Genomic DNA, 26774 nt, shown 5'->3' with positions numbered 1-26774 from the left:
CCACCTCATTTCAAGGCTTCATTCTTTCAGTAAATCGACAAGAAGAGAAGCCACTTTATGTGTATCGTGACGAATTACGTCATTTTTATGTGTTACGATTTGATCTCTGATAACTTCAAGCCCCATCGCTTTCAGCTCTTCGATATCAAAATCAACAGGACGCGCCGATTCTACTGCGTACTTACGTTTTATTTCGTCAGGAATGTCTTCACTGTTAACCAGTATGGTATCGATAAAGCCGCAGCCCATATGCTGATTGAGCGCTTTCACATGATCGGCAGCGGTATAATGCAGCGTTTCTCCGGGCTGTGTCATCACGTTGCAGATATACACTTTTTTCGCCGGCGCCTTGATCACTTCTTCTCCAATTTTTGGGACGAGCAAATTAGGAAGAATACTGGTATAAAGGCTTCCCGGTCCGATAATAATCAGATCCGCTTCTCTGATTACTTCTATCGTTTCCGGCAGCGGATCAATGTTTTCAGGCGTCAGAAAAACGCGCTTAATACGCTGGCCGTACTCCGGAATAGTGGACTCGCCTGAGACAACGCGGCCGTCCTCCATTTCGGCATGCAGAACAACACTGGCATTGGCTGCCGGCAACACCTTTCCTCTTACATTCAGCACCTTGCTCATTTCTGTGACAGCGTGAAAAAAATCACCGGTTATATTCGTCATCGCTGCCAAAATTAAATTTCCGAGTGAATGACCCGTTAAGTCGTTCCCTTTATTAAAACGGTGCTGAAAGAGATCTTCAACTAGCGGCTCCACATCGGATAAAGCGGCAAGTACATTTCTGATGTCTCCTGGTGGCGGGATTTGCAGTTCGTTCCGCAGCCGCCCCGAGCTACCTCCGTCATCAGCAACTGTGACAATCGCCGTAATATCAACGGGTTTATGCTTTAAGCCCCGAAGCAATACAGAAAGGCCTGTGCCGCCGCCAAAGATTGCGATTTTCGGTTTTTGTCCCATCTTATTTCCGGCTTCTCTTTTCAATGTCCCGGTGAGTAACATGAGTATAGTAATCCTTTTTGAAATAGTCAGCTAAATACTCGGCAAGTGTCACAGAGCGGTGCTGGCCCCCTGTGCAGCCGATCGCAATGACGAGCTGGCTCTTTCCTTCTCTTTTGTAGGACGGCAGCATGAAGCTGAGTAAATCGATTAATTTTTCATTGAACTTTTGTGTTTCATTCCACTTCATGACGTAAGAGGATACCTCTTCATCTTTTCCGGTCAGCGGCCTCATGCTTTCGATATAATATGGATTCGGCAAAAATCTGACATCAAAGACGAGATCGGCATCAATCGGAATACCGTATTTAAAACCAAATGACATGACATTTACCGTAAATGTCTCTCCTTGGTTTGTCGCAAAATGCTTTACAATTTTCTCGCGCAGATCGCGCGGCTTCATGTCTGATGTATCATAAATCATTTGAGAGCGGCCTTTTAATTCCTCAAGCAGCTCACGTTCCAGCGCGATGCCTTCGAGCGGAAGACCAGTCACTGCCAGCGGATGCGAACGTCTCGTTTCTTTATATCTTGTCACGAGAATCGAATCCTTCGCGTCTAAAAATAAAATTCGCGGTGTAATCCACGGATTTTCCGCCATTTCATCCAGCGCCTCAATCAGCCGGTCAAAAAATTCACGGCCGCGCAAATCCATAACAAGCGCGACCTTGCTCATTTTCGAATTTGATTCCTTCATCAGCTCTAAAAATTTCGGAAGCAATGAAGGCGGCAGATTATCGACGCAGAAATAGCCGAGATCCTCAAAGCTTTGAATCGCAACGGTTTTTCCCGCGCCCGACATGCCGGTTATAATGACAAGCTGAATATCATGTGATTCACTAACACTCATCTTTCTCCCCCCTGACTTGTCTTTCTATTTGATGTGCTGCGGATCTAAACGATAACTGAGCAGCTCAAACTCCGGTGTATACGTAAATGTGCCGTGCAGCAGCCCTTGTCCCTTCATCATAAAGTCGAGGATATGGCCGTCTCCCGGGGCCATAGGCAGGTTTTGAATATCCTTCACATTGTGCCACTGCAAAATGCCTTCCTCTGATTCAGACACGTTCTCTCCCGTATAGGAATCAGCGACAAACGTAAACATCATCCACTCGGACACAATGTGGTCACCGGCCTTAATAATAAAGGTAAAAACGCCTTTTAGCTGGGGATTTATGATATAGATACCAGTCTCTTCTCTGAATTCTCTGATGACGGAATCCCTGACTGATTCTCCGCTCTCCATCTTGCCTCCCGGCGCAACCCACCAGCCGCGTCTTGGCTTTTGAAGAAGAAGAACTTTGTCATCCGCCTTGAGAACACAATTTGTCACTCTTTGCAAGTACGTCACCTAACCTTCTCGTCCTGTCATCGTCTCTTTATTATACCGTTTCAAGATGCCTCTCACAATGAAGAGACATTGACAATCTTTTCTTCTATTTTACAGCATATTCTTTCCCGCGTTCAGATGATTTTATTGTGAAAGGAAATTGTCTTTTATTTTTGGACAAAAAAAGGACACGGATAACTGGAGAATCCGTGCCAAAAGTGTATTCATTATAAAAAGGGGGTCAATTACTTTATTAATCATAACCGATAAGTTTTACACAACTGTTACAGCGGAATTAAAACCCAGTAACGTTATGTGAAACTCGTATGACAGCCCTTTTTATTTTAAGGTTTTCAGCGTTTCCTGGAGCTCTTCGACATAATGCTGGACGCTTTGTGCCGCAATACTTCCGTCACCTGTAGCCGTTACGATTTGGCGCAATGATTTTTCGCGAATGTCTCCGGCTGCGAAAATCCCTTCAACCTTTGTTTCCATTCGGTCGTTGGTTTCGATGTAGCCTTCTTCATTTGTGATGCCAAGGTTTTCAAACGGTTTAGACAGAGGAAGCATACCGATATAAATGAATACGCCGTCTGTTGTGAATTCACTTTCTTCACCAGTTACCGTATCTACAAGCGTCACTTTGCCGACTTTGCCGTTTTCCTCATGAATTTCCTTCACGGTTTTATTCCATAAGAAATCTACTTTTTCATTATCAAACGCTCTCGCTTGGAGAATGCTTTGCGCACGGAGTTTGTCACGTCTGTGTACAATCGTTACTTTTGAAGCGAAACGTGTTAAGTACACGCCTTCTTCAACCGCTGAGTCTCCTCCGCCGATAACAACCAGCTCTTTGCCTTTAAAGAAAGCGCCGTCACATACTGCACAATACGAAACACCGCGGCCGCCCAATTCTTTTTCGCCAGGCACGCCGATTTTTTTATACTCTGCACCTGCGGCGATGATAACAGCACGTGCTTTATATTCTTTTGAACCGGCTTTCACAACTTTGTACTCTTTGCCGTCCACAATTTCTTTAATATCGCCATAAGCGTATTCCGCGCCGAATTTCTTCGCGTGTTCAAACATTTTGTTGGAAAGCTCAGGTCCGAGGATGCTTTCGAAACCAGGATAGTTCTCCACATCTTCCGTGTTTGCCATTTGGCCGCCCGGAATTCCTCTTTCAATCATTAATGTCGATAAGTTTGCTCTAGATGTGTATACAGCGGCCGTCATCCCAGCGGGACCCGCGCCGATAATAATCACGTCATATATTTTTTCTTCTGACACACTCATTCACTCCTTAAAACGTCTTTTCGAGTTGGGCTCTTCCTTATATGATAAGAATCCCCATCAAACGTATTCCTTACCCATATCCTATAAAATCTCATGGTGATACGCCATTTTTTTGCTCATTTTTTTCGAAACGCGATTAAATGTATTTCAAAAGGGTATGTATATTAATAAAGAAAGAGCCTTCTGTCCATAGAAGGCCCTTGTCTTATTTATTATTGAACAACACGTCTTACAACGCCTTTAAATGCTTTTTTCCAGTACACGTTGTTCATAGAGTCAACAGATACACCATGAGATGTATTGTCGTTAAGGAACGTACCGTTTCCTAAGTAGATTCCAACGTGACCATTTGTTTTGTATGTGTCAAAGAAAACTAAGTCTCCGCGTTTCATGTCTGACGCGCTTACAGCTTGTCCTCTTCCAACTAAAGTATCAGTCGTTGTTCCGCCGACAGGTCCAAGGTTGACACCTGCAGAAGCGTAAGCCCAGCGAACGAATGATGAGCAGTCAAAAATACGGTTGTTGATATCAGACTGAGAGCGTCCGCCGCCAAACTTGTACGGGGATTGTCCGACAATGCTTGAACCAACGCTGATCGCGCCTTCAATTCCGCCTGAGTTGCTGATGACAGTGCCGCCTGAGTTATTGCTTGAGCTGCTGCTCTTCTTAGAAGATGAGCCGTTAGACGAACTGTTAGATGAACCTTTAGAAGAGTTGTCTGAAGAATCATCATCAGATGAGCTTGCTTTTGCTGTTTCAGTTGTAGCCGTTTGGCTGTCATCTGTTTGTGTTTCATCAGATGCTTTTTGTGCTTCTTCCTGCTTTTTGATCAGGGCAGCCGCAGCTTCTTGTTGTTTTTTGATACGCGCTTGTTCTTCTTCAGTATCTGCTTTTTGGTTTGCAAGGTCAGCTGCTTCTGATTTTAATTCGGAAATCGCGTCAGCTGTTTTCTTCTGGCTGTCCTTTGCTTCGTCGAAAAGCTTGTCTTTTTCATCAAGCTGTTTATCAAGATCTTTTTGCATTGTTTCTAATTTAGCCAGTGCAGCTTGTACTTCTTTCAGCTTATCATTCAGATCTGCTTCAGAGTCTTCAAGCTTCGCTTTATCCTGCTCTTGCTGTTTGATTAAATCTTTGTCTGCATCCACAATAGATGAAACCGCAGTTGCACGTGAGATAAAATCACCAAAGCTCGTTGATCCTAAAAGTACATCTATGTATCCTTGAGATCCGCCGCTTTCCTGTAAAGAACGAACGCGTTTTTTCAGGATTTCGTTGCGTTTTTCGATGCGTGCTTCTGTTTCTTTAATCTCTTTTTTCAGTTTTTTGATTTCTTCTTTTGTTTTATCGTTTTCTTCTTTTTTATCATCGATTTTGTTGCTTGTATCGAGCGCCTTAGCGTTAATGTCTTTCAGTTCTTTTTCAATCTTTGATTGGTTTTCCTGAAGCTCAGTTAATTCTTTTTCCTTCGCTTCAATGCTGGAAGCAACCTCAGATTGCTTGCTTTCAATTTTTTGTTTCTTTTCATCTAATGTTTCCGCCGATGCAGTTTTACTTGTAAATGGGATCAAAAAACTGCTTGTCCCGATGACGGAAGCCAAACCAAGTGTCAATAAACTCTTTCTCACTTTTTATATCCTCCCTTTTACTGTGAACCTGTTCTCATTTGGAATTGTATTTTGAACATCAAGTTTCGTTCCTCATACTCTACGAGGAATGATGATTGTTTATGGTTAATTATTCTGTGCATCTCTTAATCTGGGTGTATAGCGTTTATTTCACATCATATGTAAAAAACACTAATTCCTTATGTACGAGAATCATTATACCATCAAGTTTCGACAAATTAGCGATAAATTTTATTACATTTGTGTTTCAAACAGATGTCAGGTTGCACATCATTTGTCATTTTTCTTAAATTGATAAAAACCTGTCGATATTACTTTCTTAATATACTTCTTAGAATAAAAAGAGAGTTGATTCTGCGAATCAACTCTCAATCAATATACTATTCTAAAATATCATCAATATATTTCATATATTTCGTCAAAGTAGCCGGAGAGATGCCAAATTGGGCTGCTGTTTCTTTTTTGGTGTCATGTTTGCCATGGGCTTCTTTCCAAATATAGTAGATAGCCGCAGCCCATCCGCTCACATTTTTCAGCGGCCCCGCTGCGCGGATTTGCTGTATCACATGGAATACCCAGCAGCTCATGACTTCTGTTTTCATCTCATCTTGTTCTGCTTCTTCCAGCAATTTAACCGTTTGATAAGCGAAAAGCGCATCCTCTGACACATCTGCTGCTGCGGAATCTCCGTTCAAGAGCAGCTTAACAAAATGGTTTTCAAAAGGAGCGGTGATGCGCTTCGAGCGTATCACGGCTTCAAGATGCTCCGTTTCACCCTTGGTGCTGCTGATATAATAGGCCGCCAATCGCTGTTCTACTGACGAAGGAAGTACTTCCCGCCGCTCAATCCACGGAGCCGGACGGTCTGCTCCTGGATATTGCGACTCGACTTTTCTCCATACCGTTTCGGCAAATTCTTTATGGCCCGTAAAGTAAGCAGAGCACGAGAGCCAGTAGTAGAATGTGTCGTCTCCTTCAAAACCGCTTTTATATAGTGATCTGAGCCATTTGTACCCAATATCATACCGGCCGACAAGCGACAGAGTGGCACCCAGTTTATAGCGCTGTTCAAATAACATCGGATATACATTTGAAAGCTGATCACTCAGCTCTGCCACCTTTTCATCTTCTCTTTCATAATAGTAGAAAACGAGAAGATTACATAATGCGTGAAGATTTCCTTCATTATGATTCAGCACTTGATAAGCCGTTTGTTTCGCTTTCACAACATTGCCGGAATAAAAGTGGGCAAGGGCGAGATTATTATAAGCGGACCAAAGCTCAGGATATTCGTGTGTGATTTCCTCAAGGGCCGCAACAGCTTCAGCAAGCTGACCGCTTTCAAGCAAGGACTTCGCCCGGTCCTGTTTGATGAGCAATTCATCCTGATCATATAAAGAATCCTCAGGCCCGCCGTCTCCTAAATCAAGCAGTTCAAGCAGACTATCATTCTCTTCGGAAAATTCACCGTCCGGATCAGCGTCTGAATAAGCAGCAGCTTCTTTATAAGCTTCCTGAAAGAGTCCCAGATGGGCAAAGTTATTTGCTTTAAAATAATGACATTCCGGCATTTCCGTCTCCAGATTCGCCAAAATATAATCAAGCAGATCGTTTGATTCCTGGTATTGCCCCATCTCTGAATAAATGACCGCAAGCTGCGAAAGCATCTCTGAATCCTTCGGCTCCAAATGAACCGCGCGCTGGATCAGTTTGCTTGCCCGCTTCAGATTGCGTTCTTTATACGCTTTCAAACCTTTATGAAAAAAATAATGTCCATCTTGAAGCAGCTGGACAATTTGTGCGTGATTTTTATGTTCAGAAGTGTGTTTTCCCACAACTACCCTCCGTTTTATACAATATTACCGTCAGTAGTATACCATAAATCGTAAGCCCCTCAATAGTTCAAAAGGAAGGATTGGGAAAATCCCTCCTCTTTTTTTTACTGGCTGAATCGACCAGAATTTACCCGGCTTTGTTTTCTAAATCCGCATTCATTTTAAGCTGCTGTTCAGCAAAATCTCTGTAAAGGTCATGGGAAGCCATTAATTCATGGTGCGTGCCGCGTCCCGTAATTTCCCCTTTTTCAACAAATAATAGCTGATCAGCATCTACAACAGTCGATAAGCGGTGAGCGATAACAATAGTTGTCCGGCCTTCCATCAGCACCTCAAGTGCCTGCTGCACTGATTTTTCAGATTGGCTGTCGAGGCTGGAAGTGGCTTCATCAAGCATCAGGATGCTCGGATCACGGAGAAGCGCCCTGGCAATCGCAATTCTTTGTCTCTGTCCGCCCGACAGCATAATGCCGCGTTCACCCACTTCAGTATCAAGCTGATTCGGCAGCTCCTGTATAAAATTAAGAGCGTATGCCATCTCCGCTGCTTTTTCGATTTCGGCATCCGTTACCTCACGTTCCAGCCCATAACAAATATTGTCTCTGATCGTTCCCGACATTAACGGACTTTCCTGTGACACGTAGCCGATATGCTGACGCCACGATTCGAGCGAATACGTATCCACCGGCTCGTCTCCCAGCCGAATGGTCCCTTCAGTCGGAGAATAGAAACGCTCAAGCAGCTTAAACAGCGTGGTTTTCCCGCCGCCGCTCGGCCCAACAATTGCTGTTACTTTTCCCGCTTCAATCACGGCGCTGATATCCTTCAAGATCAGCTGCTCAGGCTTATAGCCAAAGGACACTTGATCAAGCCGGATAGGCAGATGCGCGTTGTCAATTTGGTTTCCTGTGACGGTATCTTCCTCTTCCTCTGCCAATATCTCAATCATCCGTTCCGTTGCACCGATTGATTTTTGCAGCTGTGTGAAGAACGTTGTAATCTGGCCCATCGGCATTATGATTTGAAACAAATATAAAATAAAAGCCACGAGTGCTCCGGCAGTCAATTCGCCTGATGACACCTGCATACCGCCGTATCCAATAACAGCCACGAGTGCGGCCATTAATACGAGAGAAATAAGCGGCCCAACAAGCGATTGCACCTTCGCTTCACGAACCCCCAGCTGGAATAATGAAGAAATCCCCAGCTTTCCGCGTTTGTATTCGACTTCCTCTGCATTTGAAGCCTTCACAAGCCTGATTTCCGGAAGTATTTGATTGAGCAACCCTGTAAAACGTGCGGTTTCATCTTGAGTTTCCCGAGAAATGGAGAACATCTTCTGGCCGATTGGCACTAAAATCAGCGCCGCTAATGGGACAACTACTAAAACAAGCAGCGTCAGCTTCCAGTTCATAATGAATAAGATGGTGAGTGATCCAATGACCGAAATGATGCCTGTTATAAATCCGCTGATATGGCTGGTGATCAGCTCTTTTACCACCATCGTATCATTCGTGACCCGGCTGACAGTCTCACCGGAAGCGTTAGTATCGAAATAAGATACAGGAAGCTTAATTAATTTCTTCCATAATAAATCCCTTAACCCAGAGATGATTTTTTGCCCGCTATAGTTTAGCGCGTATGTAGCGTAGGCGCTTAAAGCGGCCTGAATAAGAAAAACGAGCGCGATCAGCCCGATTTGCGTGCCGGACAGCGCTGACATGGAAAAACCGTCGACAAGCTGCTTCGTTAATAAAGGAATCAGCAGGCTGACCAGTGTTGTCACAATACTGAGAATCAGCGCAAAAGCGAGCTTTCCATAGGATGGGTTTGTCTGTTTCACTAATGCAAAAAAGGCTTTGAATTTTCTTTTAGGTAGCTGTGTTGACATAGTATTTTTCCTCCTGTTTCAATCCCTTTACGCGGTCAGCAAGGTTGAACGGAATATAATAGGATTATTTTTACTCTTTCTAAATCATAACAATGGAGAGAGACTTTTTCAGTATATTTTTCTTGTACACTGAAAATAAAAATCCCCTATTCATGACTCGAATAGGAGACGTTTCATATTATAGATCCTTTTCAGGCTTCTTTTTTCGATACGTTAAGGTAACCTCTTGCTGTCTCAGGTCTTCAATGATCATCTTGAACCGGTCAACCTTTGCAGTATGCTCTTCTTTTATCGTTTGAAGTGCAGTTTTCTGCTTTTCGCTTTTCGATTCAAGCTCTTCTTTTATTTTTTTGACAATCATTCCTTTTTGCCCTTTGATTTCTTCTTTTAATGCAGACTCAAATTTTTTAGTCAGGCTGAGAATGTCGTTGATGGGTTTATTGAGACTGCTTGCTTTCCCCTTCATTTCGTCATGGGTTAGAAACATATAGGTGGTTGATACAACTTCTGTTTCACTTTCTGAAAATAAGGAAGTCACTCTGTCTATTCCTCCTAAGGCTGAAAATCGAATAGCTGTGAGATCATTTCTTCTTTTTCAAATAGCTTTTCGATGCTCTCGCGGATATTTTTGATAAAATTCTTTTTTTCCGATGTCTGTTTTTTTAGTTCTGCAACAATTCCGTCATTAGCAGGGAGAGCACCTGTATGGAACGATTCATGAACTGATATTTTCTCTAATTTATCGAATGTGTGACTGAAACCGGCCGCAAGCCGGAATTGAAGATCGAAGGCATAATGCGAAGGGTTTTCTTCCATATGTTGAATCGACGTGATGATTGCCTGTTTTTTGTCTATAAACTCATCATCGATTTCCTGACGGAATACCTTTTGGTACGCGGAAATCGCATCTTCCATATCTTCAACTATCTTCATGCCGTTTTGATAGATTCTGACAGCGGAAGAGATATTGACTTTAATCGTTTCTCCCGAGCCGCCCTTCCCTGTAAAGTAAATATCAGAACCCTTATAGCTAAATCCTTTTTCCTTTGATAATGCGTTCAGCATTTGAACGATGCTGTGGCCGTCGACGATGAGTTTTAATGCGTCTTTTGTTTCTGTGTCGAGTGTTTCAAAAGAAGAAATCATTGATTTTACATACTCCACAATTTTACCAACATCATTTAGAGCTTGCGTGAATTGGCCATGCTTTAGATGATCAATGAAATCATCGTATTGTAATTCTATACCTTTCATACTCGCATTAAGATTAGATAACTCTTTTTTTATGACTTTTTTCTGTGTATCATCAATATAACCATTTTCAGCAAGCTGATCTACAATAGGCCCGCTGTTTCCCAACAGGGTGTGAAGAAAACCTAAAAAGGCTGGCAGCTGCTCTTTAATTCGGCCATACATTTGCTTAACATCATCAAAATTTTCATAAACAACACTTGCTTTCGCTAAAACGCCGTCTGTATGCTTTACTTTTTCTATCAATTCTATGTCTATTCCGCTGGCTGCCTTTACAAAACCGTTTAAGCCGTCTTTTTCATAGTCGTCCTTATATTTTTGAAGGTATTCCTGCATCGACCTTACGTCTTCATCAGGAATCCCATCCATAATGTTTCTGATGCCTTTCACACTTGTGTTCGTATCCGCCATCTTCACATCGCCGAATGTAATGAAATCCGCCTTGCCGCTGACTCCGTACAGCGGGTCATCTTTTGAGATGCGTTGGGTGATGTTTGCTGTGACGCCTTTGTCTTCATAATATTTTTGGATTTCTATTTTTAGCTTTTCTGATGGGATAGAATCAATATCTTCGTATTTATAACTAAATTTCCTAATAACATATCTATATAAACTTTCATCCGTTTCAAGTAATTGATCGATACTGACTTGAGCCCCATTTACACCATAAACCTCATCATAGTCTCCATTAATCAATTGCACCATTACTTGGTTATTATTAGCAAGGGAATGTCCTAAGGCGAATGTTTTTAAATCCTCCGAGTCACCTGCTGCTTTCTTTGCTTTTTTAGTAAACTCCTTTGTAGCCTCATACTGACTATGATCGATTCCTAAAAAAAGACCAAAAAAGTTATACGACCAATCCTTATTATCAGCACTGCCTTCTGAAATAATATGAAGCTGATCGATATGTTTTTTCTTATCTATTATATGGATTGCCGTCCCATCGTAACCTGATTCTCTGGTCGAACTTTCTATACTTGTATTCTGGTTTACAAGTTCACTGGAGGTATATATTTCAATTTTTGTATTCTCCGGAAGATCGTGGCGGGTTTCCTCTTTATAAATTCTCCGTACATCTGCTTCGAAATCCGCTTTGGCTTCCTTAACTTCACTTGCATTGATTGAGGCAAACTTTTGTTTATAGTCATATTCTAAATCAATTAGCCGTAACTTTACGTTCTCATTCTCAAATACATTTTTATTTTCCATCTTATTTCTCCTTTTTATCTATTAAAAAGGTGATAGAATTAATTAATTTCTCTACTTTATTTTTAGCCTTTTCTTCATCTAAGGAGCATGGTTGATTTTCATTTTTGCATCCGAAAGTAAAGGCGTATTCTAATCCTAAGTTATCTTCTTCTGTAGATTTCACATACCCGAAGTAACTGTATGAATAATTATATTTTCTATCAATATCGTCAAAGATGTCTTTTTTCTTAGCAAAGTAGATATCCGTTTTCTTTTTGCTACTTTTTTTGTATTCACCTTTATAATCATTTTTTCCACTAACAATATCTAGCATTGTCTCAGGTTCATTCACAAAACTTTCTTCTTTGTAATATGTTACATGGCCATCAAACATTACATTGGTGTCTTTATCATAACTATTAAATCCAATACTTTCTTTGTTTTTCCCAGTTAAAGATGACCTTCTTGATAGATACTCCCCATCCTCCGGAAACAACATTCTAAATCCTTTCAACTTAGACTCCAGCAAATAGTACCCAGGCTCCTCTTCCTTCGTTGACACCATGTACTCTCTCGTTTTCTCGTCCTGAAACGCGGGAACTTGCGGCAGGTCTTTTGGATCCATGTCTTTTGGTTTTACGGCTTCTGTTTTATTTTCATTGTTTTTGCTGTTTTTTTCGTTGTCGTTCATACTGCATCCTCCTGTCAGGGCAAGTAATAAGCTGAAGCAAATAAAGATAATCTTTTTCATTACGAACCTCCAAGGGTTTTGTGGGATCATTCTATTTTTCAAAAGTAATACTATTGACCCGGTTGCAGGGTGATTATATTATCCTTTTCCATGTTACATCATGGCGGAATTTGGATAAATAGGAAATCAGACTTGGTTTTGACCTTCTTTTATCCATTCGGAATGTGAAACACCTATTGCATTACTAAATACCCATTACATTTTTCTTACAATAAAAAAAGAGCCGTTATCCATAGGCTCTTTCCATTTACTATTCAGAATGGCGTTTTCTCAGCACTTCCAGCACATCATCCAGCGGTAATGCTTGTTCTCTGAGCAGGACAAGGAGATGATACAGCAGGTCTGCCGCTTCCCATTTCAGTTCCTCGTGATCACGGTTTTTGGCGGCGATGATGACTTCTGATGCTTCTTCACCGACTTTTTTCAAAATCTTATCGACGCCTTCATCGAAAAGGTAAGTGGTGTAAGCTCCTTCAGGCATTTCCGCTTGGCGTTCTGCGATGACGTGCTCCAGCTCGCTTAAGATGTCAAATCGGCCGGAAGTTTGTTCTTCTGTCTGTTCCTTTGTAAAACAGCTGTAGCTGCCTGTGTGGCATGCCGGACCGGACGGCTCTACAAGCACGACCAGTGCATCTTGGTCGCAGTCATATCGAATGCCCTTGACGGCTTGCGTATTCCCCGATGTTTCTCCCTTGTGCCATAGCTCTTGCCGCGAGCGGCTGTAAAACCACGTTTCTTTCGTTTCAAGTGTTTTTTCGTACGATTCCCTGTTCATATATGCAAGTGTCAGTACTTCTTTGCTTGCCGCGTCCTGGACGATGGCAGGGATTAATCCGTCTTCGTTAAAACGTAGTTCATCTGCCTGTTTCATCTCACATTCACCCCGTGCTCTTTCAAATATGATTTCACTTCTTTAATTGATGTTTCTTTATAATGAAAAATGGAGGCAGCCAGCGCGGCGTCCGCTTCCCCTTTTGTAAAAGCCTCGAGCATATGCTGCGCGTTTCCTGCTCCCCCTGAGGCGATGACAGGAACCGGAACAGCTTCTGACACGAGCTTTGTCAGCCTGTGGTCAAAACCCTTTTTCTCCCCATCTGAGTCCATGCTGGTCAGGAGGATTTCTCCGGCTCCGCGTTTGACAGCTTCCTTCGCCCATGCTGTAACTTCCCAATCCGTTTTCTTTCTGCCGCCATGCGTGTAAACTTTATACGTGTCAGACTCTTCGTGGTACTTGGCGTCTATGGCGAGTACGATACATTGAGAGCCGAAAAACTCCGCGCCTTCGGTAATCAGCTCGGGACGGAGAACAGCTGCCGTGTTTACAGAAACTTTGTCCGCGCCGGCACGCAGAATCGTTTTCATATCGCTAAGCTGATTGATGCCGCCTCCGACTGTAAACGGAATCGCAAGCTTTGCAGCAACCTGCTCTACGACGTCAACCATCGTTTTGCGGCCTTCATGCGAGGCAGAAATATCAAGAAACACCAGTTCATCCGCGCCTTCCTGATCGTATACTTCCGCCAGCTCGACAGGGTCGCCGGCATCCTTCAGCTCAAGAAATTGAATCCCTTTGACAACGCGCCCTTCTTTCACATCAAGACATGGGATAATCCGTTTTGTTATCATTTCCCCTTCATCCTTTCAAGCGCCTCGCCAAGTGTAAACTGGTTGATATACAGTGCTTTTCCGATAATCGCTCCAGAAACCCCATTCGCATGATAACGGGCAAGAGCTTCAAGGTCCGCAACGGAGCTGACTCCGCCAGAGGCGATGACAGATTTTCCGGTTTCTTTTGCGAGTTCCACTGTGCTTTCGAGATTGGGGCCTGACAGCATCCCGTCTGTCGCGATATCAGTAAAAATAAAAACTTCTGCGCCTTCGTTGGCGAGCTCTTTGCCGAGTTCAGCCGCCTTAAGACTTGATGTTTCCAGCCACCCTTCTGTTGAAACAAAGCCGTTTCTTGCGTCCAGCCCGATGGCTATCCTTTCGCCATACTCTTTCAGCATTTTTTTTACAAACGGCGGATCAGAAACAGCGGAGCTTCCCAGGATCACGCGATCGACTCCTGCCGATAAGTAATCGTAGACGTCGCTTTCCGAACGAATGCCGCCGCCGATTTCGACTTTCAGATTGAGCTTTTGTACAATTTCGATGACATGACGGTCATTTACTTTTTTTCCTTCCTTCGCGCCGTCAAGATCAACAAGATGAATCCATTCAGCACCCTCACTCGCAAATAAAGAGGCCATGTCGAACGGTGAATCACCGTATACAGTTTCCTTGCTGTAATCACCTTGAACGAGGCGTACACATTTGCCGTTTCTCATATCAATGGCCGGGTATAATGTAAAAACACTCATTTTTTCACCTTCTGTTCTGCTGCCATTTTTGTGAATTGGATTAAGATAGACATTCCGACCGTGCTGCTTTTTTCCGGGTGAAACTGGGCGCCAAAGACATTCTCTTTTCCGACAACCGCAGGCACCCGCACACCGTACTCGGCGCTTGCCAAAAGCGCGCCGTCATCCATTCCGTCTATATAATAGGAATGGACAAAATAAGCGTAGCCTTCCTCCACTCCTGCCAGCAGCGGAGATTCGTTATGAAAGGAAAGGCGGTTCCATCCCATATGCGGAACCTTTAGCTTGTTTCCCTCCTGATCTTCCGGCTTCAGCCTGACTGCTTTTCCCTTTAACAAACCGAGGCCTGCAGCGGTTCCATGCTCTTCGCTCTCATCAAACAATAGCTGCATGCCAAGGCAGATCCCAAGAAGCAGTCTCCCCTCTGATACCATATCGTGAATGAATTGATCGAGTTTGGCGTTGCGCAAATTGTCCATCGCATCCCCAAATGACCCGACTCCCGGCAAAATGAAAGCATCTGCTTTCCTCAGCTCCTCTGGCATGCCAGAAACAAAGTACGGCACGCCGACACGCTCCAGCGCCTTTGAGACGCTGTATAAATTGCCCATTCCGTAATCTATCACACCGATCATTTACAGCATCCCTTTCGTTGACGGAATCCCTTTGACACGCGGGTCAATCGTTGTCGCTTCATCAAGCGCGCGTCCTAATGCTTTAAAAACAGCTTCTATCATATGGTGCGTATTTGTGCCGTAATGAACGATCACGTGCAAGTTCATCCGTGCTTCAAGCGCCAGCTTCCATAAAAATTCATGTACAAGCTCAGTATCGAAAGTTCCGACTTTCGCTGCCGGAAAGTCAGCACGCATTTCTAAGTGCGGCCGATTGCTTAAATCAATCACCACCTGAGCAAGCGCCTCATCCATCGGCACAAACGCCGAGCCGTAGCGTTTAATTCCTTTTTTATCGCCTAGTGCTTCAAGCAAAGCCTGCCCTAAGCAAATGCCGATATCTTCAGTCGTGTGGTGATCATCTATATCAACATCGCCTTTCGCGTTAATGGAAAGATCAAATTGTCCGTGTTTCGTGAATAAATCCAGCATGTGTGTCATAAATGGCACGTCTGTTTTGATATCCGCTTGTCCCTCGCCGTCTATTGCGAATGCCAGCTCAATATCTGTTTCGTTTGTTTTTCTGGCGCGCTCCGCTTTTCTCATTTTGAATTCCTCCGTTCTCTCGCTTCGATTGATCTCGCATGCGCTTCTAATCCTTCCAGTCTGGCAAAAGCCGCAATGCTATCCGCATGTTCTTCAAAGGCTGATTGGCTGTATGAAATAATGCTCGATTTCTTTTGAAAATCCGTGACGTTTAATGGGCTTGAAAATCTGGCCGTTCCATTTGTCGGGAGCACATGGTTCGGTCCGGCAAAATAATCTCCGACCGGTTCAGGGCTGTATCGGCCTAAGAAAATCGCACCTGCGTGCTTGATATTGCCAAGCAAAGCTTCGGGAGACTGTGTGATGATTTCTAAATGCTCCGGGGCGAGCGTATTGACTGTATTGACCGCTTCATCTATCGTTTCAGCCACATAAATAGATCCATAATCTCTCACTGAAGCTTCCGCAATATCTCTGCGCGGCAAGGTTTTAAGCTGCTCGTTCACCTCGGCTGAAACGGCCTCAGCCAGCGGCATGGAATCTGTGACAAGCACACATGAGCTGAGCATGTCGTGTTCCGCCTGTGACAGCAGGTCAGCGGCAATTTCCCGCGGGATAGCTGTTTCATCAGCCAGCACGACGATTTCACTCGGTCCGGCAATCATATCAATATCGACATCACCGAACACCTCTCGTTTGGCAAGCGCGACATAAATATTTCCCGGGCCTGTGATTTTATCCACCGGCTCAATGGTTTCTGTTCCGTACGCCAGCGCCGCAATTGCCTGAGCCCCTCCCATTTTGTATATATCTTTAATGCCCAGCTCGGCAGCGGCAGCTAAGACTCCCGGAGACAGCCGTCCGTCTTTTCCCGGAGGTGTGACAAGAACAATTCTTTCCACGCCCGCTGTAAGCGCCGGAATGACATTCATCAAAACAGATGACGGATATGCGGCAGTTCCGCCCGGCACATAAACGCCGGCAGAGTCAAGTGCAGTCACTTTCTGTCCCAGCATTGTGCCATCCTTTCTGTGATAAAACCAGGAAGACTGAAGCTGCCTTTCGTGATATTCAGTAATGTTTTTGATCGCTTGCCTGATCACCTGCAGCAGCTGGGGATCCAGCAAGCTGTATGCTTCTTCAATTTCTTCTGTTGTGACCAATGCGCTGTCAAGCTTGATGCCGTCAAACTTGGCCGTGTAGCCACGAACGGCCTGATCACCGTTTGCTTTTACATGTTCAATAATGGATCGGACCGCTTTTCTTTGTTCTTCCGTTCCGGCATCAATTGACCGCTTGAGCGAAAGCCGGTCCGCGCCGCTGATCGTTTTGATTTTCATTTTGCCGTTTCTCCTTCCACAACAAGAGATAAACGGGATGCCATTTCGTCGATGACATCGTCCTTCATGCGATAGCTTACTGGGTTGACGATAAAGCGGGAGGTGATATCACAAATATGCTCTGTTTCAACGAGTCCGTTTTCTTTGAGCGTCTGTCCCGTAGATACGATGTCGACTATTCTGTCCGCAAGCCCGATAAGAGGTGCCAACTCGATAGAGCCGTTCAGTTTAATAATCTCGACTTGCTCTCCCTGCTCCCTAAAATAACTGGAAGCCACATTCGGATACTTTGTGGCGATTCTCGGCGCGACGCCGCTCCAGTCTGTATCTGGAAGTCCGGCAACCGCCAGATGGCATTTGCTGATTTTCAAATCCAGTACCTCATATACATCGCGTTCTTCCTCCAGCATGACATCCTTCCCCGCAATTCCGACGTCTGCCACGCCGTGCTCCACATATGTGGTGACATCCATCGGCTTTGCTAAAATGAAGCGGAGATTTTCCTCCGGCACGTCGATGATCAGCTTTCTGGAATCCTCAAACTCTTCCGGCAGCTTGTATCCCGCCTGCCGCAGCAGCCCTGCTGCTTCTTCAAATATTCGCCCCTTCGGCATTGCCATTGTGAGTAACTTACCCATTTTGCTCTTCCTTTCTGGCACCGATAAAATAGGTGACATTCGCAAATGATTTTGTCATCTGATCAATATTTTCAATCCCCAGTAAATCCTGAAGAACAACTTTTTTACCTTTCAAACGCTCTTCATTTGCAAAAGCGATGGCCTGCACCCGCTGTTCTTTGCTGAAAATGACAGCATCCATTTCACAAGGTTCGTCTTTCATATGGAGCGCTTCAATCATCCGGTCAATCCGAAGCCCAAAACCCGTCGCCGGCGCCGGTGAATTAAAATGTCCCAGAAGCTTGTTATAACGGCCGCCGCTGCCAATCACAAAGCCGACATTATTCGCGTACACTTCAAATAAAATCCCAGTGTAGTAGCTCATATGGCTGACCATATTCAGATCAAGACGGACATTTTCCGTACATCCGTAGTCCTCAAGAATCTCCCACAGCGCCTTCAGTTCATCAACCACACTTTTACCTTGCGCTGAATCGACGATTTCTTCAGCACGTCTGCATACTTCTATGCTCCCTCGCAATTCGAGAAGCTCAAGCAATCTGTTTTTATCAATGGAGGAAAGCGGAAGAGATTTGACGTGCTCTCTGTAGCCGACATAATTCTTTTCATATAAAAACCTCCGCAGTACGTCCGCTCGTTCAACATTCCCGAGCACCTCGACAAACAGGGCATCTGCAATGCCCGCGTGGCCGATTGCAATTTTAAATGAAGTCAAGCCGGCATTTTTTAACGCACCGACTACTAAGGCAATGACCTCTGCGTCCGCACTTGTCGTGCCATCACCGATCAATTCCACTCCAACCTGCTCAAACTCGGCAGGACGTCCGCCCTCGCGTTCCTGGGCTCTGAACACATTTGCCGCATAGCCGACTCTGAGGGGATGATCATGTTTCAGCAGCTTTGATGCCGCCACCCTTGCGATCGGCCCTGTCATATCCGGGCGAAGCACCAGTGTCTTTCCATCCTGATCCAGAAGCTTAAACAGTTGCTGCTCTTCAATTGCTGACTGCACACCAACCGTATCGTAAAACTCCAGCGTCGGTGTTTCCATAAATTGATAGCCCCATTTATCTATCATATCGGTTAACGATTGCCTCACCTTTTTTTTCGTTTCATATAAACCGGGCAGTGTATCTCTCATGCCGTGCGGTTTTTCAAACATAAACATCAACCCGAGCACCTCCGTAATTGTTTGAAGGAAAATTCCGAATCCTTTAGTTCGCTAATATGATAATATGTTAGCAGATGAAAGAATGGAAATCAATGCTTAACTTTCGCACGAATCTTTTTCGTTCAGAAATCCTCCTCCTAAATATGAAAAAGTCATGAATAAATGATGAAAGGTAGGTCATATCTCAAATTCTTGATGTTTGGCATGCTATAATACAAATCAAATAGAGAACAAGGAGTTAAAGATGAAAACACTGCGAACGTTATGTGTACTGATCATACTTTCTGCTGTCATTTTCTTCGGCATCAAAATATATGCAAAAGATATAGATATTTCGTTTTTCAAAATTGATTTAGGTGCAACGAAGAATGAATCTGAAGCAGCAAACAAAGAGAAGAAACTGAAAGGAAGCGCTGAGCCGATGGACGTCACGCTTTTCAATCAGATGGATGCCCCAAAGCTCTATAATGGCTGTGAGGTGACGAGCCTTGCGATGGTGCTGCACTATGCGGGATACAACGTGACAAAGAATACACTGGCAAACCAGATCGCAACAGTGCCTTTGACATACAGCAGCGGATTAAAAGGTGATCCGAATGACGGATTTGTCGGTGATATGGCGAACGGCCCGGGGCTAGGTGTCTATCACGGCCCGATCTATCAGCTCGCTAAAACCTATGCGGGGGACAGCGTTTCTGATCTGACAGGAAAAAGCATCTCTGCTGTTTATGAGCAGCTTGAGAAAGGCAACCCGGTTTGGGTTATCACGACAGCCAACTTTACGCCGGTTGACAACATGCAGACATGGAAAACGCCAAACGGAACGATCGATATCACGTACAGCGAACACAGTGTCGCCGTCACGGGTTATGATGAAAATTACGTGTATGTGAATGACCCTTATGGCTATAAAAACAGAAAAACAGACCGGACCAGCTTCGAAAAAGCGTGGGTGCAAATGGGCAGCCAAGCCATCGTCGTTCAAAAGTAAAGCTGCCCGCTTTCACAAGCTTTTCTTATGCTCTCTCCTGAGCAAATACGCCAATACTCATGCTTGATGTTTAAATCAGGTAACAATGACGCATTTTCCATTTTCCATCCAAATTTGTCTTTACTTTCAGGCTGGCTATTTTTATGATTAAAACAGATTCAGCCTTGCCCCGATCTATGTGAGAGAAGCCGGTGCAAGATGCTGACGCTTCTCTTACAAAACTAAAGATACCCGGGGAGGATTTTATCATTGAAAAAAATCGTGTCTATCCTATTTATGTTCAGTTTGGTTATGGGCTTCAGCCAGTTTCAGACATCAACTGCTTTTGCAGCTGACAAAGTGGTTCATGAAACAATTATCGTGCCAAAAAATACAACATATGACGGGAAGGGACAGCGGTTTGTAGCAGGAAAAGAATTGGGTGACGGAAGCCAATCCGAAAACCAAAAGCCTGTTTTTCGTGTGGAAGACGGAGCAACTCTGAAAAATGTAGTGCTCGGAGCTCCTGCTGCTGATGGCGTGCACACTTATGGAAACGTTAACATTCAGAATGTGACGTGGGAAGATGTCGGTGAGGACGCGTTAACTGTGAAGAAGGAAGGAAAAGTAACCATTGACGGCGGTTCTGCTCAAAAAGCTTCTGATAAAATCTTTCAAATCAATAAAGCCAGCACGTTTACAGTGAAAAACTTCACTGCGGATAACGGCGGAAAGTTTATTAGACAGCTGGGCGGGTCGACCTTCCATACCGATGTCATTATCGACAGATGCACCATCACAAACATGAAGGAAGCGATTTTCCGTACGGACAGTAAAACGAGCACTGTCACCATGACGAACACAAGATACTCCAACGTCGGCAAGAAATGGATCGGCGTCCAGCACGTAACGGAAAAAAACAATACCCAATTTTAATATACAAAAAAAAGCCCGCGCTATTTATTCAGCGGGCTTTTTATTCTTTCCTGCATTTCTTCCCTTGTGTATATGATTTTCATCGGATTTCCGCCGACAAATGCTCCGGCTGGCACATCCTTATGGACAAGCGTTCCGGCGGACACGACTGCGCCATCCCCTATTTCTACGCCTGGCAGAATGGTCGTGTTGGCTCCGATCATCACTTCGTCTCCGATCAGGACTTTACCGGTTCGATACTCCTGAATTAAATACTCATGGGCCAAAATGGTCGTATTGTATCCGATGATTGAATTCGTTCCGACTGAGATCTTTTCCGGAAACATAATATCGGGCATCACCATGAGGGCAAAGGATGTCTGCTTTCCGACCTTCATCCGCAAAAATGTACGGTACAGCCAGTTTTTCATCCCTATAAACGGTGTGTATCTCGCGATTTGAATGATCATGAAATTCTTCACTACCTTCAAAAAAGGCACCGTTTGATAGACATGCCACAGTGAGTTAGCACCTGATACCGGATGCCGGTCTGTTTTTCTCACAGATTACTTCACTCCAACGATTTGTAATAGATCACTCATTTTCTCAAGCATATAGTCAGGCTCATGTTTCGCCAGCGCTTCCGGGCCTTTAATCGTCCAAGCGACCCCGGCTGTTTTTGTGCCGGCGTTTTTACCCGCCAGAATATCATGATAGTTGTCGCCGACCATGATGGCTTCCGCAGGCTCGCTTCCCAGCTGTTTCAGCGCCAGCAGAACAGGCTCGGGATCAGGTTTTGCCATCGTGACGTCATCAAGTGTAACAACGGTTTCGAAAAATTCGCCGATTCCCGTCAGCTTAAGGCCCATATTGACAGTATCTCTTAATTTTGTTGTCACAATTCCTAATGTAAAGCCTGCTTTTTTTAGTTCATCCAGCGTTTCATAAACCGTTTCATATTCAGTGACAAGTGTGTCATGCATCTGGTGATTGTATGTTCTGTACATGCTGATCATATCTTCAGTTTTCTCAGCATCCATTGAAGAAAACGTTTCAAAAAGAGACGGGCCGATAAACGCAAGCACATCTTCACGTTTATAGCGGCTCGGGTAATAATGCTCCAGCGTATGCAAAAATGACGCGATAATTAATTCATTCGTATTAATAAGGGTTCCGTCTAAATCAAACAGAATTGTCGTAACTTGTTTATCAGTCATACTGCTTCCTTTCCAACCGCTGAGGGTTTCCATTTTTTCCACGTATACGATATAGCCATCGTCAGCAGCACAGCCGTAGTGACCCGGATCAGCAGAAGCGGCCAAACTGGAATGCCAAGCGGAATAAAGACAAGTGTGTCTTCAACGACGGCATGGCAGGCAACGAGAAAAATAAAGGCCAGTGTCATGTCGCGCCTGCCAACGCCGTCATCTTCGACTGCTTTAATCATGACACCCGCTCCGTAGGCCAGACCGATTGTCAAGCCGGCCACCATTGTCATCGAGGTATTTTTATTCATGCCGAGCATCTGCGTAAACGGAGACAGCCACTTCGAAAACGTGTGCAGCCAGCCTAAGTCTCGCATAAATTGAATGATGATCATCAGCGGGATCACAATTGCCGCCAGCTGCAAAACGCCAAGACCGGCTTTCATTAAAGCCTCGGCCAGCATCGCCAGCCAGCCGTCAGGCGCATCACCCCTTGCAGCGATAAAACCGTACTGCGCTGTTTCCTGCCCGCCATGCCAGATGAGATTGATGACGATTGCAGAAACAGCTGCCAAACCAATGCGCACTGCCAATATGATGCCAATCCTGATCCCGACCTTTGCTGCGACTGTCGATTCGATAATCAAGTTATGACAGAATGAAAGCATCACCGCTAAGATAAAAACTTCCTTCACGGATAAATCCAGTGTCAATATCCCGGCAATCCCCGCGTACAGATTCAGCATATTCCCAAGAACAAGCGGGATCGCCGCTTCACCGGAAAGCCCGAACAGGCCCATCACCGGTGTAATCAGCCGTACCAGCCAATCCATGACAGGCGTATGCTGAAGCAAAGTGACCACCAGCGTTACCGGAAAAATGACTTTGCCGAGTGTCCATGTTGTTTGAAGACCTGCCGCAAGACCGGCCAGAAAAATCTTCTTCATCCCTCATCCCCCTTTGTTACCGTCTACTCTGCGTAACGCTTCGCCGAGTACCCCTTGACGCGTCTGAAGATGATGGCTGCTACAGCCAAAACAATCAATACGATTGAGATCACCTGAGCGATGCGAAGCGAACTCGTCAGCATTAAGCTGTCAGTCCGCATTCCTTCAATAAAGAGCCTTCCGATTGAATACCAAATGATATAGGTTAAAAACAGCTCGCCTCTCCGCAAATTCGCTCTGCGCAAAAGAAGCAGTATAATAACGCCGACAAAGCTCCATAGTGATTCATATAAAAAAGTAGGATGATAATATTGGCCGTTGATGTACATTTGATTGATGATAAACTCAGGCAGGTGCAGGTTTTCTAAAAAGGCTCTGCTGACCGCCTCCCCGTGTGCCTCTTGATTGACAAAGTTTCCCCAGCGGCCGATCGCCTGACCGAGCAAAATGCTTGGCGCCGCGATATCCGCAAGCTTCCAGAAAGAAATGTTTTTCACTCTCGAAAAGACATAGCCTGTCAAAATGGCACCGATTAAGCCGCCGTGAATCGCGATGCCGCCCTTCCAGATTTTTATGATTTCCCCCGGATGTTCGGCATAATAATCCCATTCAAATGCAACGTAATAAATCCGTGCGCAAATAATCGCGATTGGGATCGCAAAAAGGACGAGATCGATAAAAATATCTTTCTGCAGTCCTCGTTTCTCACTTTCTCTCATGGCAATCCAAAGCCCCAGCAAAGCACCGAGGCCGATAATGATTCCGTACCAATGGACGGCTAACGGCCCCAGCTGAAACGCTATCGGATTGAGTGGTTCTATCGCTTCATTCATTTATTGCCAACTCCTATTCGTCTTGTTCACCGTCTTCAATGACATCCGCCAGCTTGTTGGTAAATTGCTCAGCGGCGTTTAAGCCCATCCGCTTCAATCTGAAGTTCATAGCAGCCACTTCAATAATGACCGCGAGATTTCGTCCCGGACGGACAGGGATCGTGAGTTTTGTAATTTCTGTATCAATGATTTTCATTGTTTCTTCTTCGAGTCCAAGACGGTCGTATTGCTTGCCCTGCTCCCAGAGTTCAAGATTCATCACAATTGTAATTCGTTTATTGCTTCTGACCGCACCGGCACCAAACAGCGTCATGACGTTAATAATGCCAAGCCCTCTAATTTCAAGCAGATGCTCAATGAGCTCAGGGGCGTTTCCGACAAGGGTATCCTGATCCTCCTGCCGAATTTCAACACAATCATCAGCAACAAGGCGGTGGCCTCTTTTCACAAGCTCCAACGCGGTTTCACTTTTTCCGACGCCGCTTTTCCCTGTGATCAGCACCCCTACTCCATATATATCGACAAGCACACCGTGAATGGCTGTGGTTGGCGCAAGTCTGCTTTCTAGGAAGTTGGTCAATCGGCTTGACAGTCTTGTCGTTTTCAAAGGCGATCTGAGGACAGGCACGCCGTTTTTCTCGGAAGCGTCAATGAGCTCCTGCGGGATAGGCATATCTCTAGACAGAATAATAGCTGGTGTTACATCCGTGCATAGAGAGTCCATTCGCTGCTTTTTATCCTCTTCCGGCAGCTGTTCAAAGAAAGAGAGCTCTGTTTTCCCCAGAAGCTGTACGCGCTCCCTGGGGTAATATGTAAAATATCCGGCAATTTCAATGCCTGGTCTTGATAAATCGCTCATCGTAATCGGGCGGTTAATACCTTCTTCACCGCTGATTAATTCCAAATGAAACTGTTCCATTACATCTTTTGTCCGAACCTTTGCCACGATATGTTCCTCCTGTTCCGGGATAACCCGAGCTTGCTCAACAATAATTTCATTTTATCACTTTCGGGCTTGAACCTAAAACAGATTTTATAAAAGACTGGCAAACGTGTCAGCTGGTCTAGATCACTAGTCTGAAAAAGAGTAAAATAAACGTATTCATATTCCAGAAAGGCGGATCATTTATGGCAGATAGTCTTCTTCTCAGCGGAATCAGTATCGTGACAGAAAATGAAGTGATCAAAAACGGCTATGTTGGAGTCAAGGACGGAAAAATCAGCGCTGTCTCAACAGAACGGCCAAAAGAGCAGTACTCAAAGGAAATTCAAGGCCCAAAGGATGCCGTATTGCTTCCGGGAATGATTGATATCCATATTCACGGCGGCTATGGCGCAGATACAATGGATGCGAGCTTCTCCGCGCTCGATGCCATGTCCTCAAGACTGCCTGAGGAAGGCACAACGAGTTTTTTAGCGACAACCATCACACAGGAGCACGGCCAAATTTCTCAAGCTCTCGAAAATGCGAGAGATTGGAAGTCTGCGGAGGAATCCTCTTCCTTAGGTGCGGAATTGATCGGAATTCATTTGGAGGGTCCCTTTGTTTCACCTAAAAGGGCCGGAGCGCAGCCAAAGGAATGGATCAGGCCCTCAGATCTTGCACTTTTCAAGAAGTGGCAGCAGGAGGCAGGCGGACTGATCAAAATCGTCACGCTTGCGCCGGAGGAGGACCAGCAATTTGAGCTGATCCGTTATTTAAAGGATGAGTCGATTATCGCGTCAATGGGACACACGGATGCAGACTCCGCATTACTTTTGGAAGCCTTTGAAGCAGGCGCCAGCCATATGACTCACTTATACAATGCGATGAGCCCGTTTCATCATCGTGAACCCGGAGTGATCGGAACAGCCCTTGCCCATGAGGGTTATGTCACAGAGCTTATTGCTGACGGTATCCACTCCCATCCGTTAGCGGCAAAGCTTGCTTTTTTAGCAAAAGGCAGCAGCAAGCTTATCTTGATCACCGATTCGATGCGGGCGAAAGGTCTGAAAGACGGAGTCTACGAGTTCGGCGGACAGAGTGTGACAGTAAAGGGAAAAACAGCTCTTCTTTCGGACGGGACGCTTGCCGGTTCGATTTTAAAAATGAATGAAAGCGCCCGGCATATGCGCGCGTTTACGAATTGCTCTTGGACGGATATAGCAAATATAACTTCAGCAAACGCGGCCAAACAGCTTGGCATCTTTGACCGAAAAGGCAGTATAACAGAGGGAAAAGATGCGGATCTTGTAATTGTCAGCAGTGAATGTGAGGTGCTTCTCACCGTTTGCCGCGGAAACATTGCATTTAAATCCAAGGAGGCTGATCATATATGAAAGTAATCGAATGTCAATCGTATGAGGCATTAAGCCAAAAAGCTGCCGGCATTGTGGCTGAAACAGTCAGGGAAAAGCCTGATGCCGTTCTCGGTTTAGCAACAGGCGGGACACCGGAAGGCACGTACCGCGAGCTGATCCGCCTGCACCAAACAGAGAATCTTTCTTTTCAAAACATCACCACGATTAATTTAGATGAATACGCCGGGCTTTCCGGTGATGACCCAAACAGCTATCACTGCTATATGAATGACCGTTTCTTTCAGCATATCGACAGTCAACCGAGCCGGCATTTTATTCCTGATGGAAACGCAGGTGACCTGGAAGCCGAGTGCAAACGCTACGAACAATTGATTGAATCACTTGGCGGAGCGGACATTCAGCTTCTCGGCATCGGCCGGAACGGGCATATCGGCTTTAATGAACCAGGTACATCATTCCAGTCCCGCACACATGTCGTGGCATTAAATGAACAAACCCGTCAGGCCAATGCCAGATATTTTCCCTCCATTGACAGTGTGCCAAAAAAAGCCGTTACAATGGGGATTCAAACGATTCTCTCAAGCAAGCAGATTCTTCTGCTTATCTCCGGCACAAGCAAAGCCGAAGCTGCCAAACGGCTGCTGGACGGACAAGTCAACGAGGAATTCCCTGCGTCTGCTTTGCATCTGCATCCTAACGTTTCGGTTTTGATTGATCAAGAAGCCGCGGGATTCAGGCATTGAAAGGATTTTC

At 44.9% G+C, this 26774-nt stretch carries 27 protein-coding genes; 4 read left to right on the top strand and 23 right to left on the bottom strand.

Translation table 11 applies throughout. The features are described 5' to 3' along the window. Positions 1 to 18 precede the first annotated feature (18 nt). From mgfK to KXD37_RS09150, 18 genes are all read right to left on the bottom strand, one after another. Positions 19 to 972 (bottom strand): gluconeogenesis morphogenetic factor, encoded by a 954-nt coding sequence (gene mgfK / locus KXD37_RS09235; RefSeq protein WP_024122967.1) that lies wholly within the window; start codon positions 970 to 972, stop codon positions 19 to 21. Position 973: 1 nt separating this feature from the next. After that, on the bottom strand, positions 974 to 1861 hold the full coding sequence (gene rapZ / locus KXD37_RS09230; protein WP_059334990.1) for an RNase adapter RapZ: 888 nt from the start codon (positions 1859 to 1861) through the stop codon (positions 974 to 976). Between the two features lie 24 nt (positions 1862 to 1885). Beyond that, complete coding sequence (locus KXD37_RS09225; RefSeq protein ID WP_263463491.1) at positions 1886 to 2362, bottom strand: 8-oxo-dGTP diphosphatase; 477 nt, start codon at positions 2360 to 2362, stop codon at positions 1886 to 1888. Positions 2363 to 2680: 318 nt separating this feature from the next. Further along, a complete protein-coding gene (trxB, locus tag KXD37_RS09220; protein WP_024122970.1) occupies positions 2681 to 3631 on the bottom strand; it encodes a thioredoxin-disulfide reductase in 951 nt (316 codons plus the stop codon). 218 nt (positions 3632 to 3849) lie between these two features. Continuing rightward, positions 3850 to 5262 carry a peptidoglycan DL-endopeptidase CwlO gene (gene cwlO, locus KXD37_RS09215; protein WP_101859896.1) on the bottom strand — a complete coding sequence of 471 codons (1413 nt, stop codon included), beginning with the start codon at positions 5260 to 5262 and terminating at the stop codon, positions 3850 to 3852. Between the two features lie 380 nt (positions 5263 to 5642). Beyond that, positions 5643 to 7097 (bottom strand): tetratricopeptide repeat protein, encoded by a 1455-nt coding sequence (locus KXD37_RS09210; protein WP_106019616.1) that lies wholly within the window; start codon positions 7095 to 7097, stop codon positions 5643 to 5645. A gap of 127 nt (positions 7098 to 7224) precedes the next feature. Continuing rightward, complete coding sequence (locus tag KXD37_RS09205) at positions 7225 to 8988, bottom strand: ABC transporter ATP-binding protein (protein ID WP_188323330.1); 1764 nt, start codon at positions 8986 to 8988, stop codon at positions 7225 to 7227. A gap of 178 nt (positions 8989 to 9166) precedes the next feature. Further along, positions 9167 to 9526, bottom strand: coding sequence for a hypothetical protein (locus KXD37_RS09200; RefSeq protein ID WP_106019618.1), 360 nt, complete (start codon positions 9524 to 9526; stop codon positions 9167 to 9169). A 14-nt stretch (positions 9527 to 9540) separates the two neighbouring features. Further along, on the bottom strand, positions 9541 to 11451 hold the full coding sequence (locus KXD37_RS09195) for a DUF6792 domain-containing protein (protein ID WP_106019619.1): 1911 nt from the start codon (positions 11449 to 11451) through the stop codon (positions 9541 to 9543). Position 11452: 1 nt separating this feature from the next. Next, the gene (locus KXD37_RS09190) at positions 11453 to 12181 is read right to left on the bottom strand and encodes a lipoprotein YvcA (RefSeq protein WP_106019620.1); all 729 of its coding nucleotides are present in this window, start codon (positions 12179 to 12181) and stop codon (positions 11453 to 11455) included. 250 nt (positions 12182 to 12431) lie between these two features. Continuing rightward, positions 12432 to 13052 (bottom strand): bifunctional phosphoribosyl-AMP cyclohydrolase/phosphoribosyl-ATP diphosphatase HisIE, encoded by a 621-nt coding sequence (gene hisIE / locus KXD37_RS09185; RefSeq protein WP_106019621.1) that lies wholly within the window; start codon positions 13050 to 13052, stop codon positions 12432 to 12434. Further along, a complete protein-coding gene (gene hisF, locus KXD37_RS09180) occupies positions 13049 to 13807 on the bottom strand; it encodes an imidazole glycerol phosphate synthase subunit HisF (RefSeq protein WP_188323332.1) in 759 nt (252 codons plus the stop codon). The genes hisIE and hisF overlap by 4 nt, the downstream gene beginning before the upstream one ends. Then, entirely contained in the window at positions 13804 to 14541 is a 738-nt protein-coding gene (gene hisA / locus KXD37_RS09175) for a 1-(5-phosphoribosyl)-5-[(5-phosphoribosylamino)methylideneamino]imidazole-4-carboxamide isomerase (protein WP_263463490.1), read from the bottom strand. Before hisA ends, hisF begins: the two co-directional genes overlap by 4 nt. Next, positions 14538 to 15176 carry an imidazole glycerol phosphate synthase subunit HisH gene (gene hisH, locus KXD37_RS09170; RefSeq protein WP_127696445.1) on the bottom strand — a complete coding sequence of 213 codons (639 nt, stop codon included), beginning with the start codon at positions 15174 to 15176 and terminating at the stop codon, positions 14538 to 14540. The genes hisA and hisH overlap by 4 nt, the downstream gene beginning before the upstream one ends. Then, the gene (gene hisB / locus KXD37_RS09165) at positions 15177 to 15761 is read right to left on the bottom strand and encodes an imidazoleglycerol-phosphate dehydratase HisB (protein WP_106019624.1); all 585 of its coding nucleotides are present in this window, start codon (positions 15759 to 15761) and stop codon (positions 15177 to 15179) included. Beyond that, positions 15758 to 17041, bottom strand: a complete 1284-nt coding sequence (gene hisD / locus KXD37_RS09160; RefSeq protein WP_255002048.1) for a histidinol dehydrogenase — start codon at positions 17039 to 17041, stop codon at positions 15758 to 15760. Before hisD ends, hisB begins: the two co-directional genes overlap by 4 nt. Further along, positions 17038 to 17679, bottom strand: a complete 642-nt coding sequence (hisG, locus tag KXD37_RS09155) for an ATP phosphoribosyltransferase (RefSeq protein WP_024122983.1) — start codon at positions 17677 to 17679, stop codon at positions 17038 to 17040. Before hisG ends, hisD begins: the two co-directional genes overlap by 4 nt. After that, complete coding sequence (locus KXD37_RS09150) at positions 17672 to 18847, bottom strand: ATP phosphoribosyltransferase regulatory subunit (protein ID WP_024122984.1); 1176 nt, start codon at positions 18845 to 18847, stop codon at positions 17672 to 17674. The genes hisG and KXD37_RS09150 overlap by 8 nt, the downstream gene beginning before the upstream one ends. Before the next feature lie 247 nt (positions 18848 to 19094). On the opposite strand from KXD37_RS09150, the gene KXD37_RS09145 reads away from it, so the two are divergent. Then, positions 19095 to 19841 carry a C39 family peptidase gene (locus tag KXD37_RS09145; RefSeq protein ID WP_010332017.1) on the top strand — a complete coding sequence of 249 codons (747 nt, stop codon included), beginning with the start codon at positions 19095 to 19097 and terminating at the stop codon, positions 19839 to 19841. 249 nt (positions 19842 to 20090) lie between these two features. Beyond that, positions 20091 to 20756, top strand: a complete 666-nt coding sequence (gene pelC, locus KXD37_RS09140; RefSeq protein ID WP_010332018.1) for a pectate/pectin lyase PelC — start codon at positions 20091 to 20093, stop codon at positions 20754 to 20756. Between the two features lie 20 nt (positions 20757 to 20776). On the opposite strand, the gene hprF is transcribed toward pelC, so the two are convergent. From hprF to hprK, 5 genes are read right to left on the bottom strand one after another with little or no spacing between them, the layout of a single operon-like run. Beyond that, complete coding sequence (gene hprF, locus KXD37_RS09135) at positions 20777 to 21298, bottom strand: heptaprenylglyceryl phosphate O-acetyltransferase (RefSeq protein ID WP_095712936.1); 522 nt, start codon at positions 21296 to 21298, stop codon at positions 20777 to 20779. A 3-nt stretch (positions 21299 to 21301) separates the two neighbouring features. Next, complete coding sequence (ppaX, locus tag KXD37_RS09130; protein ID WP_024122986.1) at positions 21302 to 21952, bottom strand: pyrophosphatase PpaX; 651 nt, start codon at positions 21950 to 21952, stop codon at positions 21302 to 21304. Beyond that, complete coding sequence (locus KXD37_RS09125; RefSeq protein WP_095712934.1) at positions 21949 to 22887, bottom strand: nucleoside recognition domain-containing protein; 939 nt, start codon at positions 22885 to 22887, stop codon at positions 21949 to 21951. The genes ppaX and KXD37_RS09125 overlap by 4 nt, the downstream gene beginning before the upstream one ends. Before the next feature lie 23 nt (positions 22888 to 22910). Next, positions 22911 to 23720, bottom strand: a complete 810-nt coding sequence (gene lgt / locus KXD37_RS09120) for a prolipoprotein diacylglyceryl transferase (protein WP_044159380.1) — start codon at positions 23718 to 23720, stop codon at positions 22911 to 22913. Positions 23721 to 23733: 13 nt separating this feature from the next. Continuing rightward, the gene (hprK, locus tag KXD37_RS09115) at positions 23734 to 24666 is read right to left on the bottom strand and encodes an HPr(Ser) kinase/phosphatase (RefSeq protein WP_010332023.1); all 933 of its coding nucleotides are present in this window, start codon (positions 24664 to 24666) and stop codon (positions 23734 to 23736) included. A 182-nt stretch (positions 24667 to 24848) separates the two neighbouring features. On the opposite strand from hprK, the gene nagA reads away from it, so the two are divergent. Further along, complete coding sequence (gene nagA, locus KXD37_RS09110) at positions 24849 to 26039, top strand: N-acetylglucosamine-6-phosphate deacetylase (protein WP_255002050.1); 1191 nt, start codon at positions 24849 to 24851, stop codon at positions 26037 to 26039. Beyond that, positions 26036 to 26764, top strand: coding sequence for a glucosamine-6-phosphate deaminase (gene nagB / locus KXD37_RS09105; protein WP_103671272.1), 729 nt, complete (start codon positions 26036 to 26038; stop codon positions 26762 to 26764). Before nagA ends, nagB begins: the two co-directional genes overlap by 4 nt. Positions 26765 to 26774: the final 10 nt, after the last annotated feature.

Origin of the sequence: Bacillus sp. XT-2 (genome assembly GCF_025696525.1) — a bacterium.
Lineage (GTDB): Bacteria > Bacillota > Bacilli > Bacillales > Bacillaceae > Bacillus > Bacillus halotolerans.
Note: the sequence above shows the minus strand (reverse complement) of the source record. Positions and strands in the feature narration are given on the sequence as shown.